General features: G+C 70.5%; 11 protein-coding genes and 2 pseudogenes. 8 read left to right on the top strand and 5 right to left on the bottom strand.

What is annotated here, in order from left to right; translation table 11 throughout:
• Positions 1 to 242: 242 nt before the first annotated feature.
• Positions 243 to 1,607, bottom strand: a pseudogene (locus tag ABIE67_RS20795) (CDP-glycerol glycerophosphotransferase family protein); the annotation flags it as partial.
• A 122-nt stretch (positions 1,608 to 1,729) separates the two neighbouring features.
• On the opposite strand from ABIE67_RS20795, the gene ABIE67_RS20790 reads away from it, so the two are divergent.
• Complete coding sequence (locus ABIE67_RS20790; protein WP_370259471.1) at positions 1,730 to 2,671, top strand: TIGR03619 family F420-dependent LLM class oxidoreductase; 942 nt, start codon at positions 1,730 to 1,732, stop codon at positions 2,669 to 2,671.
• Between the two features lie 115 nt (positions 2,672 to 2,786).
• A complete protein-coding gene (locus ABIE67_RS20785) occupies positions 2,787 to 3,431 on the top strand; it encodes a response regulator transcription factor (protein ID WP_370259467.1) in 645 nt (214 codons plus the stop codon).
• On the opposite strand, the gene ABIE67_RS20780 is transcribed toward ABIE67_RS20785, so the two are convergent.
• Positions 3,428 to 4,219: a hypothetical protein gene (locus ABIE67_RS20780; protein ID WP_370259464.1), complete on the bottom strand. Its 792-nt coding sequence runs from the start codon at positions 4,217 to 4,219 to the stop codon at positions 3,428 to 3,430. The genes ABIE67_RS20785 and ABIE67_RS20780 overlap by 4 nt on opposite strands.
• 34 nt (positions 4,220 to 4,253) lie before the next feature.
• A pseudogene (locus ABIE67_RS20775) lies at positions 4,254 to 5,007 on the bottom strand (hypothetical protein).
• Positions 5,008 to 5,197: 190 nt separating this feature from the next.
• Here ABIE67_RS20775 and ABIE67_RS20770 point away from each other — a divergent pair.
• From ABIE67_RS20770 to ABIE67_RS20755, 4 genes are all read left to right on the top strand, one after another.
• Positions 5,198 to 5,968 carry an SDR family NAD(P)-dependent oxidoreductase gene (locus ABIE67_RS20770; protein ID WP_370259460.1) on the top strand — a complete coding sequence of 257 codons (771 nt, stop codon included), beginning with the start codon at positions 5,198 to 5,200 and terminating at the stop codon, positions 5,966 to 5,968.
• Between the two features lie 125 nt (positions 5,969 to 6,093).
• Complete coding sequence (locus ABIE67_RS20765; RefSeq protein WP_370259457.1) at positions 6,094 to 7,212, top strand: LLM class flavin-dependent oxidoreductase; 1,119 nt, start codon at positions 6,094 to 6,096, stop codon at positions 7,210 to 7,212.
• Between the two features lie 115 nt (positions 7,213 to 7,327).
• The gene (locus ABIE67_RS20760; protein ID WP_370259454.1) at positions 7,328 to 9,058 is read left to right on the top strand and encodes an amidohydrolase family protein; all 1,731 of its coding nucleotides are present in this window, start codon (positions 7,328 to 7,330) and stop codon (positions 9,056 to 9,058) included.
• Between the two features lie 62 nt (positions 9,059 to 9,120).
• Positions 9,121 to 10,554, top strand: coding sequence for an aldehyde dehydrogenase family protein (locus tag ABIE67_RS20755; protein ID WP_370259450.1), 1,434 nt, complete (start codon positions 9,121 to 9,123; stop codon positions 10,552 to 10,554).
• Positions 10,555 to 10,580: 26 nt separating this feature from the next.
• Here ABIE67_RS20755 and ABIE67_RS20750 read toward each other — a convergent pair whose 3' ends face one another.
• Positions 10,581 to 10,976, bottom strand: a complete 396-nt coding sequence (locus ABIE67_RS20750; RefSeq protein WP_370259445.1) for a nitroreductase/quinone reductase family protein — start codon at positions 10,974 to 10,976, stop codon at positions 10,581 to 10,583.
• 134 nt (positions 10,977 to 11,110) lie between these two features.
• On the opposite strand from ABIE67_RS20750, the gene ABIE67_RS20745 reads away from it, so the two are divergent.
• Positions 11,111 to 11,947: an endonuclease/exonuclease/phosphatase family protein gene (locus ABIE67_RS20745; protein WP_370268773.1), complete on the top strand. Its 837-nt coding sequence runs from the start codon at positions 11,111 to 11,113 to the stop codon at positions 11,945 to 11,947.
• A gap of 18 nt (positions 11,948 to 11,965) precedes the next feature.
• Here ABIE67_RS20745 and ABIE67_RS20740 read toward each other — a convergent pair whose 3' ends face one another.
• Entirely contained in the window at positions 11,966 to 13,489 is a 1,524-nt protein-coding gene (locus tag ABIE67_RS20740) for a CehA/McbA family metallohydrolase (protein WP_370259442.1), read from the bottom strand.
• A gap of 228 nt (positions 13,490 to 13,717) precedes the next feature.
• On the opposite strand from ABIE67_RS20740, the gene ABIE67_RS20735 reads away from it, so the two are divergent.
• Positions 13,718 to 14,566, top strand: a complete 849-nt coding sequence (locus tag ABIE67_RS20735; RefSeq protein ID WP_370259440.1) for an LLM class F420-dependent oxidoreductase — start codon at positions 13,718 to 13,720, stop codon at positions 14,564 to 14,566.
• The last annotated feature ends 53 nt before the right edge of the window (positions 14,567 to 14,619 follow it).

Below are 14,619 nucleotides of genomic sequence, written 5' to 3'. Positions count from 1 at the left end.
AGACAACCTGTCCTGAACGGAACCCCGACCGCGCACAGGCCATCTTCCCCACCGAGGCGCGAAGCACCTCGTACATGACCATTACGCACATATCTCTTGGTCGGGGCAACCATGGCTCTCCAGCACGCGCAGGTCACCGTCGTCGTCATCGGGTAGGACGACGCCGCCCATGTGGCGGACGCGGTGCGTTCGGCGCTCGCGCAGGGACCGGCCGTCCGTGAGGTGATCGCGGTCGACGACTGCTCCGCGAACCGCTCCACGTCGAAGGGCAGCGCGAAACGGCGCCCGCCCCGCTGGCGGAAGGTGGGGGCGTACAGCAGGATCCTCTTGTCCGGTGCGATGCCCAACTCGGCGGCCAGCGGCGGCCGTTCAGCGGCCCCGCGCGCCCGCACGAGCGCGTCGTTGCGCGGGTAGCCCACCCGCAGCAGCGCCTTCTCCCGCAGCCGGAAGGCCTTGGCGAGGGTGCGGACGTCGTGCTCCGAGCGGATCAGGAAATGGTCGAAACGGTCCAGGGTGCGCTGCTGTTCCGCCTGCTCGGCGCGGGACATGAGCTTCCAGCCGGGTTCGTCGAAGCCCATCCGCTTGAGCGCGGAGCCGTGCCAGGTCTGGATGTACGTCGTCCCGGGGCGCTTGGTCAGCTTCAGTGGGTAGCTCTGGTTGTCGACCCAGAACTCGGCGCGGGCCAGCGCGCGCAGGTACCGCAGCGACCAGCGGCGCACCAGCGTGGCGTCGGCGGGGAAGCCCTGCGGTCTGCCCGTGTAGGACCAGACCGCCTCGAAGCCGATGCCCTGCCGGCGCATCTCCTCGTAGATCGCGCGGGGACTGTCGCTGTACTGCCGGCCCAGGTGGCTCTCGAAGACCACCAGGCGCTTGTGCACCGGCATCCGCAGGAAGACGTCGCGGTAGAGGCGGAGCTTGGTGTCTCCGGAGGTCACCTTCTTGCGCAGGGCCTTCGTCTTGCGGTAGCCGGCCTTGGCGAGGCGGCCGGGGGTGCCCCGCAGGCCGCGGGTGACGAGGGCGTTCGCCTTCTTGTCGGGGACGAGGCGGAAGGCGAGGTGGCCGCGGGCGGAGACCTGCGGCTCGATCCGGTCGGCGACCAGCCGGGTCAGGCGGGGGCGCACCGTCACCTCACCGGTCACGAGATCCGGGCCCGAGGCGGTCAGGCGCGTCGTCGTACGCTCGCCATCGACGTCCAGGTGGAGACGCACGTCCCACACGGCGTCCACGATGCCGAGCGGGCGCAGGCCCTTCGACAGGTTCGCCGAGGCCTCCCAGGACACGTACGGGCCCTCGTGCCGCACGGTCGCAACCGGGAAGCGGAAGGTCTGGAAACGCACGCCCTGCCGTCGGGCGTAGAACTCCAGCTCGGCGGCGAGCCGGGCACCGGACGGGATGACGCCGAGGGGGTTGGTGACGCGGCCCGCGAGCCGGACGACATCGCCCTGGCCCTGCTCCCGCTCCTGCCGGTACTCGGTCGGTTCGTTGCGCAGGAACAGCTTCCCGACCGGCCGGGCGTGATAGCCCAGCTCGGTGACGTCCAGGACCCGGCGGGCGAGGGGGGCGTCGTCGATGTGCTCGGCGCACCAGTAGACCCGCCCCTCGCGCTCGGTGTGTCACGGGCCGCGTGCGGGTTGCCTCGGCGGCCCCGACCCCTTGTCTGACGATGCGTCAGATACGACGATGTAGTCCGCGTCAGTCCACATGCCGGACCGCCAGTAAAGGGGGCACCATGCCAGCCCTGCCGTCGGAAGGGCGTCTCGCCTACGGCATCCAACTTCCCGTCCAGTCCCAGAGCACGATCTACGCCGAACCCTGGGAAGCCGCCGCCGGCCCCGACGACCTGCTCGCCGTCGCCCGCGCCGCCGACCGCGCGGGCTTCGCGTACGTCGCGAACTGCGACCACGTCGCCATCCCGCGCCGCCTCGCGCCCGCGATGAGCACGGTCTGGTACGACCCCGTCGCCACCCTCGCCTACCTCGCCGCGGCCACCGAGCGCATCCGGCTGCTCAGCCATGTCGCCGTCGTGGGGCTGCGGCACCCGCTCGTCACGGCCAAGCAGTACGCCACCCTCGACCACCTCAGCGGCGGCCGTCTGATCCTCGGGGTCGGGGCGGGGCACGTGCGGGAGGAGTTCGAGGCGCTGGGAGTCGACTTCGAGCGGCGCGGGCCCGTACTGGACGAGTCCATCGACGCGCTGCGGGCCTCCCTCGGCCCCGACGAGTTCCCCGAACACCACGGCAAGCTCTACGACTTCGAAGGACTCGGCCAGCTCCCGCGCCCCGCCCAGGAGCACGTCCCGGTCTGGGTCGGCGGATCCTCCCCGGCCGCCGTGCGCAGGGCCGCGCTGAAGGGGGACGGGTGGCTGCCCCAGGGGGATCCGCGGGACCGGCTGCCCGCCCAGATCGCCCGGATGCGGCGGCTGCGTGAAGAGGCCGGCAGCGAGGGGCCGTTCACCGTCGGTGCCATCGCCGAGCCCCTGTACGTCGGCAAGCCCGGCTGGGACGTCGGACGCCGGACCCTCACGGGCGGCCCCGAGGAGCTGGCCGAGTCGCTGCGGGCCTACCGTGCCATGGGCGTGCACCAGATCCAGGTGCGGTTCCGGTGCCGTAGCCGGGCCGAACTCACCGACCAGATCGCCGCGTTCGGGTCGGAGGTGGCACCGCTGCTGTAGCGGGCCCAGCACGCAGCGCTTCTTGAAAGCTTGAACATGTCCGCGCCGACCGCCGTATGTATGGACGTACAGACGTAGACGTACGGCCGTACGCTTCGGCGGAAGGACACATGACGTGCGCACTTCCCGGAAACTGACCGTCGCCCTCGCCTGCCCCGAGGATGCCTGGCCGCATCCCGACTGGCCGGCCCCGGACGACCCGTACGTCGGGCGGGTGGTGCGGTCGGCCGCTCCCTTCGAGGTGGGGGAGGGCGCGGACGTCGTGATCCTGTGCTGCGAGGACCCCTCGGCGGCGCTGCGGGAGCGGTGGGCCGCCGACGTCCCGGTGATCGTCATCAGCCCGCGCCGGGACACCGAGGTCATCGTCGAGGTGTTCCGCGGCGGCGCCGGCTATCTCGTCGAGGGCGACTACTGCACCTGCATGCTCTCCTCGGCCGTCGTGGGCGCCACCGTCGGGCACACCTACCTCTCCCCGGCGGCCTGCGCCGCCCTGCGCGAAGGGGCCCGGCGGCTGCCCACCGGCGGGGAGGCGATGGAGCGGCTGCGGGGGGCACTCTCGCCGCGCGAGCGGCAGATCATGGAACTGCTGTCGACCGGCCTGGGCGCGCAGGAGATCGGGCTGCGATTACGGCTGAGCGAGAAGACCGTCCGCAACAACCTCAGCAACATCTACGCCAAGCTGGACGCGCGCGGAAGCACGGACGCGGTCCTGCGGTGGCTGGGGGCCGCGCCCGTGCTTCGCATCCGAGAATGCGGCTAAGGTGCCGGAATCTCCGACAGCGGGATCTCGACGTCGGTGACGTTCTCGCCGCCCGCACCGAACCCGGGTTCCGACCTGAGGGCGCGGGTCGAATTCTGAATGCCGGAGGCTTCAGGAGTTCCGCACTTCACATTGCGCATCCAGAGGCGGCCGTCGGGGGTGCCGTTCTTCAGGATCTGCGGATAGAAGACGTGTACGTCCGTGGCGCCCTCGCTCGGCGAGAAGAACACCCGCCGGCCGTCCTGTGCCTCCTTGTATGTGGCCTTCAGGAATCCGCTCACATCGGTGCGCTTGGCGGACCACATGAAGAACCCGATGCTGTCCGCCTGCACGGTGTCCGTCCTGCTGAATGCCAGGGTGGTCGTCTTGTCGTCCCGCGTGATGTTGATTTCCGACGTGTTGAACTTCACGCCGATCTCGAAGAAGGAATTGCCGAGCTTCGTGCCGGCTTCCGCGGTGAATCCGTCCTCGAGCTGGATGGTCCTGGTGACGGACGCGCTCACGTTGAAGGTCTTCGAGGCGGTGCCCGTCGATCCGCAGTTGTCGGTCACCGGGGAAACCCGTTGATTGGGGCCGAGGTTGTCCCGCTTGAACTGGACGTCGACGAACTCGCAGTTCTCCAGCCTGTCGGAGTCCGCCGAGCAGTCGGCGGTCACTTCGGAGGGGGTGGCGGCACCCGCCGGGTTCATCAGCGGCACGGCCACCGCGACGGCCACCAGCGGTGACAGGGCGAGGGTGATGCGCTTCTTCTTGCTCCGGTGGCTTCTGGTGCGGCCGGCGCGTGACATGGGGCGCTCCTGTGAAATGTGGGGGGTCAAGGGCTCAGCAGTCGGTCAGTACGGCCTTGGAGGTGCCGTCCGCGACACCGGGAGCACCCGCCGCGCCCGGCAGGACGACGGGGCCCTCGACGACGTCCGGTGCCACGAAGTTCTGCTCGGGGGAGGGGTTGGTGACGGTCGTCGCCTGACGGGCGTCGATCCGCACCCGCCACTCGCCCGTCATGCGCTGCATCTTCGGCGTGAACTCCATGTGGAGCACCTTGCCGACCGGCACCTCACGCTGTTCCGTGTCGCCGGCGGTCGCCGGCGGTCGCCGACTTCACGGTCATGTCGAGGGTTCCCTTGTGCTTGAGCCAGGATCCGGTCAGTGCTCCGAAGAGCCCGCCACCGCCGCCCTGCTGGGTGACGGTGTACTTGCCCTGCCCCTGGGCCGCCGTCGCCGACCAGGTGATCGACACCTTCGCCGGTTCGGTGGCGTTCGGTTCGCAGTTCGGGAAGTCGATGGAGGCCTTTTCGGTCGGCCCGTCGAAGGTCTCGAACTTCGTCTCGACGAAATCGCAGTTGTCGGAGGCGAAACTCGGTCCGGCGATCGGGTGGCCGCCGAAGTCGGAAATGGACTGCTGTTTGCCGTTGAGCACCTTGGCCCTCTGGCACATGGTCATGATCTGCTCGGGCGTCTTCTCCTCGGCGGCGTTCGCCGACGGCAGGAGTACGGCCGCCAGGGCCCCGCCCGTCACGACGGCCGACCCGACCGCCACGATCCTGATCTTCCTGCTCTTCAGTCTCCGCTTGGACATGGTCAGGATTTTGGATTCCCTTGACGGACGCCGACAGGGTCAAACATCCCTACTTGTGAGTCACGTGAGATTCACCTCAGCAACCCTCAGGACTTGCATCTGACGCATAGTCAGGTATGGCGCTACGATGCGGAGTTCACGATGGGGTGTCCACCGTGTCCACCATGTCCACCCTTCGAAGGGGGCCGTAATGGGCAAGCTCGACGGACGGGTCGTCATCGTCACCGGGGCGGCGCGCGGACAGGGCGAGCAGGAGGCGCGGCTGTTCGCCGCGGAGGGTGGGAGTGTCGTCGTGGCCGATGTGCTCGACGACCAGGGCAAGGCCCTCGCCGAGGAGATAGGCGCGCTGTACGTCCACCTCGACGTGGGCCTGGAGGCCGACTGGCAGACCGCCGTGGCCGTCGCCCGCAGGGCCCACGGCCGCATCGACGGGCTGGTCAACAACGCCGGCATCCTGCGCTTCAACTCCCTCGTCGACACCCCCCTCGACGAGTTCATGCAGGTCGTACGGGTCAACCAGGTCGGCTGCTTCCTCGGCATCAAGACCGTCGCGCCGGAGATGGCCGACGGCGGCACGATCGTCAACACGGCCTCGTACACCGCGGTGACCGGCATGGCGGCCGTGGGGACGTACTCCGCCACCAAGCACGCCATCCTCGGGCTCACCCGGGTCGCCGCCCTGGAGCTGGCGCCCCGCGGCATCCGGGTCAACGCCATGTGTCCCGGCGCCATCGACACGGCGATGTCCAACCCGTCGCTGCTGGACCCGGGAGCGGACGCCGAGGAGGCGTCGAGGGCGCTGGACGGGCTCTACCGCAAGCTCGTGCCGCTCGGCCGGATCGGCAGGCCCGAGGAGGTGGCGCGTCTCGCGCTGTTCCTGACCTCGGAGGACTCCTCGTACATCACCGGGCAGCCGTTCGTGATCGACGGGGGCTGGCTGGCCGGCGTCTCCGTCATCTGACCGACTCATGACCGACTCAGCTGACTGACCGTCAGCTATTGACCATCCGTGCGCCCGGTGCCACAGTCGGCGGCATACCGCCGATCTGACGTGTCGTCAGAAACTACTGGGGACGGTGACCCTCCTTGGAATTCGGGCTCTTTGTACAGGGATACGTGGGCAAGCGTGCCGAGACCGACCCGCTCGCCGAGCACAAGGCACTGATGGAGGAGACCGAGTACGTCATCCAGGCGGACCGGTCCGGCTTCAAGTACGCCTGGGCGTCCGAGCACCACTTCCTGGAGGAGTACTCGCACCTCTCCGCCAACGACGTCTTCCTCGGGTACCTCGCGCACGCGACGGAACGGATCCATCTGGGCTCCGGGATCTTCAATCCGCTCGCGCAGGTCAACCACCCCGTGAAGGTGGCCGAGAAGGTGGCCATGCTCGACCATCTCTCGCGGAACCGCTTCGAGTTCGGGTCGGGCCGCGGTGCCGGCTCGCACGAGATCCTCGGCTTCCTCCCCGGGATCACGGACATGAACTTCACCAAGGAGATCTGGGAAGAGACCATCGCCGAGTTCCCGAAGATGTGGCTCCAGGACGAGTACGTCGGCTTCCAGGGCAAGCACTGGTCACTGCCGCCGCGGAAGGTGCTGCCGAAGCCGTACGGGAAGTCCCACCCCGCGATGTGGTACGCGGCCGGGTCGCCTCCGTCGTACGCCATGGCGGCGAAGAAGGGGCTCGGGGTGCTGGGCTTCAGTGTGCAGAAGGTCGCCGACATGGAGTGGGTGCTGGAGCAGTACAAGACGGCGGTCGTGAACGCCGAGCCCATCGGTGACTTCGTCAACGACAACGTGATGGTGACGACGACGGCGATCTGTGCGCCCACGCACGCCGAGGCGATCGAGACCGCTGTGCGGGGAGGGCTGCACTATCTGCCGTCGCTGGTCTTCCGGTACCACGACACGTTTCCCCGTCCCGAGGGGTTTCCGGTGTGGCCGGAGACGCTGCCCCCGTACACGCCGGAGTTCGTGGAGCTGCTGATCGAGGAGGAGTTGCTGATCTGCGGCGATCCGGACGAGGTGTTCCGGCAGTGCAAGCGCTGGGAGCAGGCGGGGGCCGATCAGTTGAGCTTCGGGTTGCCGGTGGGGGTGCCGAAGGAGGAGACGTTGCGGACGATCCGGTTGATCGGGGAGCACGTGATTCCGAAGATCGATACGGATCCTGTGCACCGGACGTCCCGGTTCCGGCAGGGCGCCTGATCGCCGTGGGGGTGCGGATTCGGTCGCGGGTGCCGGTTGTCTGTGGCTGGTCGCGCAGTTCCCCGCGCCCCTGAAGGGGCGCTGTCCGCACCGGAGTGGAGAAGGGACCCACGTCATGCTCGACCACCTGATCAAAGGCGCGACCGTCGTGGACGGGACGGGCGCGCCCGGGTACACCGCCGATGTCGGCATACGAGACGGCCGCATCGCCGTCATCGGCGTCGTCACCGAAGAGGCTCGCACCACCGAGGACGCCACCGGCCTCGTCCTCGCCCCCGGATTCGTCGACCCCCACACCCACTACGACGCCCAGCTCTTCTGGGATCCGTACGCCACCCCCTCCCTCAACCACGGGGTCACCACCGTCGCCGCCGGGAACTGTGGGTTCACCCTCGCCCCCTTGAATCCGGCCCGTCCGGACGACGCCGACTACACGCGCCGCATGATGTCCAAGGTCGAGGGGATGTCGCTGGTGGCGCTGGAGGAGGGGGCGCCCTGGAGCTGGCGGACCTTCGGAGAGTATCTGGATGCCCTGGAGGGGCGGATCGCCGTCAACGCGGGGTTCATGGTGGGGCACTGTGCGCTGCGGCGGCATGTGATGGGGCCGGAGGCGGTCGGCGGGCAGCCGAGTGCGGAGCAGCTGGCCGAGATCGTGCGGCTGTTGCACGACGCGATGGACGCCGGTGCCTGGGGGTTCTCCACCACCCAGTCGTCGAGCCACTCCGACGGGGACGGCAAGCCGGTGGCCTCCCGGCACGCCAAGCCCGAGGAGCTGCTGGCGATGGCGCGGGCGGTCGGCGAGCACGAGGGGACGCAGATCGAGGCGATCGTCGCGGGGTGTCTGGACCAGTTCAGCGACGCCGAGATCGAGCTGTTCGTGGAGATGAGTGCCGCTGCGGGGCGGCCGCTCAACTGGAACGTGCTGACCATCGACTCGGCCGTTCCGGAGCGGGTGCCGCGGCAGCTGCTCGCGAGTGAGCAGGCCCGCAAGGCGGGCGGGCGGGTGGTGGCCCTCACCATGCCGATCCTCACGCCGATGAACATGTCCCTGGGCACCTTCTGCGCCCTGAACCTCATCCCCGGGTGGGGGCCGGTCCTCGGACTGCCCGTGCCCGAGCGGATCGCCAAGCTGCGCGAGGCGGACGTACAGGCCGAGCTGCTCAGGCACGCCACCGCCAAGGAGGCGGGCGTCTTCCGGCGGCTGACCAACTTCGGGCGGTACGTCATCGGGGACACGTACAGCGAGGCGAACCGTGGGCTGAGCGGGCGGGTCGTGGAGGACATCGCGCGCGAGCGCGGCCAGGAGCCCTTCGAGTGCCTGGTGGAGATCTGCGCCGCCGACGATCTGCGGACCGTCCTGTGGCCCATGCCCACCGACAACGACCCCGCGTCCTGGACCCTGCGCGCCGAGACCTGGCAGCACGAGGACGTGCTGCTGGGCGGCTCGGACGCCGGGGCGCATCTGGACCGGATGTGCGGGGCGCCGTACACGACCCGGTTCCTCGGGGACTGTCTGCGCGGACGGAAGCTGGTCGGGCTGGAGCAGGCCGTGAAGATGCTGACCGACGATCCGGCGCGGCTGTTCGGGCTGCGTGAGCGGGGGAGGGTGGCGGAGGGCTTCCATGCCGACCTGGTGCTGTTCGACCCGGAGCGGATCGATGCCGGTACGGCCACCCTGGTGCACGACCTGCCGGGTGACAGCCCGCGGCTGGACTCCAGGGCGATCGGGGTGCGGGCGGTCTGGGTCAACGGCGTCGAGGCGATCCGGGACGACGTGGTGAGCGGGGCCGTGCCCGGGCGGGTGCTGCGCTCGGGGCGGGACACCAGGACGGTGGCCACCAGGTGAGCGTCCAACGCCCTGGTGGCTCTGGTGGCTCTGGTGGCTCTGGTGGTCCTGATCGGCAGCGGTTGTTCGTGGACGGGGCCTGGGCCGAGCCCGAGGGCGGGTACTACGCCGTCGTCGACCCGGCCTCCGAGGGGACCGTCGGGTGGGCACCGGAGGCCTCGCGGGATCAGGTGCACGCGGCCTGTGCCGCGGCCCGCGAGGCCTTCGGGCCGTGGTCGCGTACGACGCCGGAGGAGCGGGCGGCCGTGCTGGCGCGGGCCGCGGACATCATTCGCGGCCACCTCGTGCCGTACGCCGAACTGGCCCAGGCCGAGACCGGTGCGACCACGGGGACGGCGCGGGGCATGCAGGTCGGGGTCGGGGCGGCCCGATTCCGGCGGTACGCGCGCGTGGAGCCCGCCGAGTGGGCGATCCCGCCGCAGATCAACGAGGCCGGGCCGATGGGGAAGGCCGGCGTGATGGGCGCGCTGGCCGTCCGTCAGCCCGTCGGGGTCGTCACCTGCATCACCTCGTACAACAACCCCTGGGCCAACCCGGCCGGCAAGATCGCCCCCGCACTGGCCATGGGGAACACGGTCGTCGTGAAACCGGCGCCGCAGGATCCGCTGTCCGTCTACCGGATGGCGGAGGCGCTGGAGGCGGCCGGGGTCCCGGCAGGGGTCGTGAACGTCGTCTCGGGCCGGGCGGTGGAGGTCGGCGAGGCGGCCGTCTCCTCCCCGGACGTCGACATGGTGAGCTTCACCGGCTCCACGGCGGTCGGGCAGCGCATCGCCGAGGTGTGCGGGCGGGACATGAAGCGCCAGTTGATGGAGCTCGGCGGGAAGGGCGCGGCGCTCGTCCTCGACGATGCGGACGTCGGGTCGGCGGTGGCCGGGATCGGGACGACGTTCTCCTTCTACAGCGGGCAGATCTGCACGGCGCCCACGCGGGTGCTGGCCCAGCGGGGTGTGTACGACCGGCTCGTCGAGCAACTGGCCGCGTATGCCGGTCGGTTGAAGGTGGGGGACCCCCGCGAGGCGGCCACGGTCGTCGGGCCGGTGATCTCGGCGGAGCACCGGGACCGGGTGGAGTCGTACGTGGAGACGGGCCGGAAAGAAGGCGCGGTGGTCGTGGCGGGCGGTGAACGGCCGCCGTACGAGCGCGGCTTCTACGTCGCCCCCACCCTCCTCGCGGACTGCACCAACGACATGCGGGTCGCCCGGGAGGAGATCTTCGGGCCGGTCGTCTCCGTCATCCCCTTCGACGAGGAGGAAGAGGGCATCGCCCTCGCCAACGACACGGACTACGGCCTGATCGACTACGTCTGGTCCGGTGACGTGGCCCGCGCCTTCCGGGTCGCGCGGCGGCTGCGGGCCGGCGGGGTCGGCGTCAACACCGTCGGCCGCAACATGGAGGCGCCGTTCGGGGGCTTCAAGAAGAGCGGGGTGGGGCGGGACGTCGGGTCGTACGCCCTGCACGCGTACAGCGAGGTGCAGGCGATCGTGTGGCCGGGGTGACGGCTCCCCGGGCGAGACCGGTGCCGTCAGTCCCGTAGGTCCACGCGCACCGTCAGCAGGTTCGTGCCGAGGGCCCTGACGCCCACGCTGTTGACGCGGGGGAGGCCACGCAGGCGGGCGATCGGGTCGTCGTCCGGCAGCAGGTGTGCCGTGCCGGTGTGCCACCGCCCCCTCAGCCGCACCCGTACCCGCGGATCGGCCTTGATGTTGCGGACGTACTGGGACTTGTCACCGAACTCCGAGACCAGCCAGAAGGAGTCACCCACGCGACGGCCGCCCACCGGTGTCTGCCGGGGCTGCCCCGAGACCCGGCCCGTGGTCTCCAGGACCGTCTGGAAGGGGAGCCGGCGGAGCACGGGATTGCCGACGTGGCGCTGGAACGTGGTGGCGGCGCGGAACCTGAGGTCGGCGAGGCGGGACATGTCTGTGGGGCTCCTGTCTCGTGTATCGCGGGTATCTCGTGAGTCTCGTGTATCTCGTGCGGTGTCAGGGCGCGACGGTCGAACTGTTGCTTCAATGGTCCCCGACGCGGCATGACGAGAGCGGGTGGCTGCGGATGCGGGTCGTGACCTGGAACCTGTGGTGGCGCTTCGGGCCCTGGGAGGCCCGGCAGAAGGCGATCCTCACCGAGCTGCGCGAACTGCGCCCCGACATCGTCGGCCTCCAGGAGGTGTGGGCCGACGAGCGCGAGAACCAGGCCGAGTGGCTCGCCGCCGAACTCGGCCTGCACTGGTCCTGGGCCCCCTCACCCGCCCCCGAGCGCTGGCGCCGGCGGATCGGGGACCACACGGTCGACATAGGGAACGCGGTACTGAGCCGTTGGCCGGTGGTGGCGCAACGGACGCTGCGCCTGCCCGCCCCCGCCGACGTCGACGACGGCCGCCTCGCCCTCTACACCCGCCTGGCCGCCCCCGCGTACGACATCCCCTTCGTCACCACCCACCTCACTTCCGCCCTGCACGGCTCGGCCGTGCGCTGCCGCCAGGTCACCGCGCTCGCCGAGTTCGTCGCCGAGAACCGGGGTGACACGCCCTTTCCGACGATCGTCACCGGCGACTTCAACGCCCGGCCGGACTCCGACGAGATCCGCCTCTTCGGCGGCTACCGCACCGCGCCGGTCGCGCCCCGCCAGGTCTTCTTCGACGCCTGGGAGTACGCCGACCCGGACGCCCCCTCCGTCACCTGGGACCGCGCGAACCCGTACGTCCCGGCCGGGCTGGAGCCGGGCGTGCGGATCGACTACATCCACGTCGGACCGCCCGGGACGGGCGGGCTGGGCCAGGTGCGGGGCGTGCGGCGGGCGGGGGACGGGCCGATCGACGGGGTGTGGCCGTCGGACCACGCGGCGGTGGTCGCGGACCTGGCTGACAGGGCTGACGGGGCCAGCCCCTGACGGCTCCTGTCGGCGGCCCTACGAACGCCCCAGGAAGATCGGGTTCGTGAACGCCGCCAACGCACCCGGCAGCGGCCCCACCGCCGTCTCGTGCCGCAACTCCGCCCGTACATAGGCCGCGTACGAGGGCGTCGTGCGCCACTCCACGACCCCCGAACCCGCCACCGGCAGCGGCGGGCTGGTGAACAGTACGCCCTGGTCGGTCACGAAGCGGACCGTGCAGCGGGGGGCGCCCGACGCCTCCAGGCGGACCGTGACCGGGGTGTTCCGGTCGACCTCCAGGCGCTCGCCGATGCCGGCGTGTTCGCCCTTGGCGCCGGACACGCCGAAGGTCAGGGAGACGTTCTTCGACTCGGCCACGTACGACCGCCCCGCCTTGATGCCTTCCTGGATCGCCTCCCGGGTCAGGTCGTCCGCCAGGACCACCGTCTGCGGGCTGCCGACCGGGTCGGGGTCGCGGTGGGCGTCGCTGTTGCCCATGGCCGGGATCCAGTCACGGCCCTCCCGCACCGAGGCCACCAGCATGCTGTCCCAGTCCGCCAGGGTCACTTCGTCGTCCGGCGTGTAGGGCCCGTTCCACACCTCGACCGCGTCCGCCTCGCCGAAGCCGAACTTCCAGTTGCAGCCGACGCAGGTGGCGTGCGGGTGGGCGGGGACGACGAGGCCGCCGGACTTGCGGATCTGGCGGGCGAAACGGCCGAAGCGGTTGTCCCGGGCGCGGTAGCGCCAGTCGACGAAGGTGCCGGGGTCGGTGCCGAGCGCCACCACGTGACCGTTGCGTGTCGTGACCTCCTCGCCCAGCATGATCAGGAGGTCGTCCCCGGCCTCGGACGCCCAGTGCGCGTGCGCGGAGTGCGTGTTGTGCTCCGAGCTGTTGATGAAGTCCAGGCCCGCGGCACGGGCGAGTGCCGCGATCTCGGCGGGTGTACGGCGGCCGTCGGAGAACCAGGAGTGCAGGTGGCAGTCGCCCCGGTACCAGGCCCGGCCCCGGCCCCTCGCCCGGTCCGGCGGGTACGTCGGCTCGACCACCTCACCGGGCTCGCCGTAGGTCAGCGTGATGGTGAGCTCGTACGGCAGTCCCTGCGGCGCCACCGTGTAGGGGCCGAGGGCGATGGACCAGGTGCCCTCCCGGACCGGGCCAGGGAGGTACCCCGGCGTCGCCTCGTCCGCACGTATGAAGAACTCCGTGCGCGCCCCGCCCGACCAGCCCCGGAAGCCACGGCCGCCGAGTTCCGTGCCGCGCCAGTCGAACATGCCGATGTCGAGGGCGTTGCCCGGGGTGCCGGCCGGGACGGACGGCTTCTCGTAGGTGTAGGAGACCTTGATCTCCCGTACGCCGGACGGCACTTCGACCGGTACGTAGACGAAGTCGGGGGACCCGGGCGGCAGGGTCCCCCGCACGGTACGGGTCTCCGCGTCATGGGTGTCGTCGGCGCCTCTGGCGAAGGTCACGCTTCCCAACGTAAGCGCGGCGGCGGCGCCCGTCACGAACAGTGCGCGTCTGCCAAGGCCCGCGTCGCCCGCGTGGTGGTCCTCGCACATGCTGCTGCTCCCCAGGTCGTCGTGAAGGACATGGCGTGGGTGGTGCAGTGGTGGTGCGTGCAACTCTCGTATTCAGCCGTGAACTGCCGTACAAGGGAAGGGAATCGGCAGCCAATCGGCAGTCGAGCGGCAGTCGATCCGTACGGTGCCGACCCGTACCGCCGACACCCACACTGTGCCGACCGGTCGGTATGGACATCGGGGCGGTCGCGCGGTACAGATGCAGTCATGCGCATCTCCGTCACGATCTTCCTCACCGACGAGACCATCACCCCGATCCGGCTCGCCCGTGAGCTGGAGCAGCGCGGGTTCGCCGGGCTGTACCTCCCCGAGCACACCCACATCCCGGTCGAGCGGGCCACGCCGTACCCGGCCGGCGGTGACCTCCCGCCCGAGTACGGCCGTACCCTCGACCCCTTCGTCACCCTCGGCCAGGCCGCCGCCGTCACCGAACGGCTCGGTCTCGGCACCGGCATCACGCTGGTCGCCCAGCACGACCCGATCGACCTGGCCAAGCAGATCGCGACCCTGGACCACCTGTCCGGCGGGCGTTTCACCCTCGGCCTCGGCTTCGGCTGGAACGTGGAGGAGGCCGCCGACCACGGCGTCGAGTGGGCCACACGCCGCGAACTCGTCCGGGACCGGATGGCCCTGATGCGGGCCCTGTGGACGGACGAACCCACCGCCCACGAGGGCGAGTTCGGGTCGGTGCGGGCCAGCTTCGCCCACCCCAAGCCCGTGCAGAAGCCGCGCGGACCGAAGGTCAACGGCCCGCGCACCCTCATCGGCGGAGCCGCCGGGCCGAAGCTCTTCGCGCACATCAGCGAGTACGCCGACGGGTGGCTGCCGATCGGTGGGCGCGGATTGTCCGAAACCTTGCCTGTGCTGCGGGCTGCCTGGGCCGACGCGGGTCGCGATCTGGAGGCGCTGCAGGTGGTGCCGTACGCCGTGTACCCCAGCGCGGGGAAGCTCGCGCACTATGCCGGGTTGGGCATCGAGGAGGTCGTGGTGCAGCTGCCTCCGGCGGGGGAGGCGGAGGTTTTGCGGGTGTTGGACGAGTATGCCGAGTACCTCTAGCGGGGCGGGCGGGCAGCCCGCCCAGGGGCGCGGGGCCGTATCGAAATGCGGCT

The organism is Streptomyces sp. V4I8 (assembly GCF_041261225.1).
In the GTDB taxonomy this organism is placed as follows: Bacteria; Actinomycetota; Actinomycetes; order Streptomycetales; family Streptomycetaceae; genus Streptomyces.
This window is presented reverse-complemented; position numbering and strand designations above follow the sequence as displayed.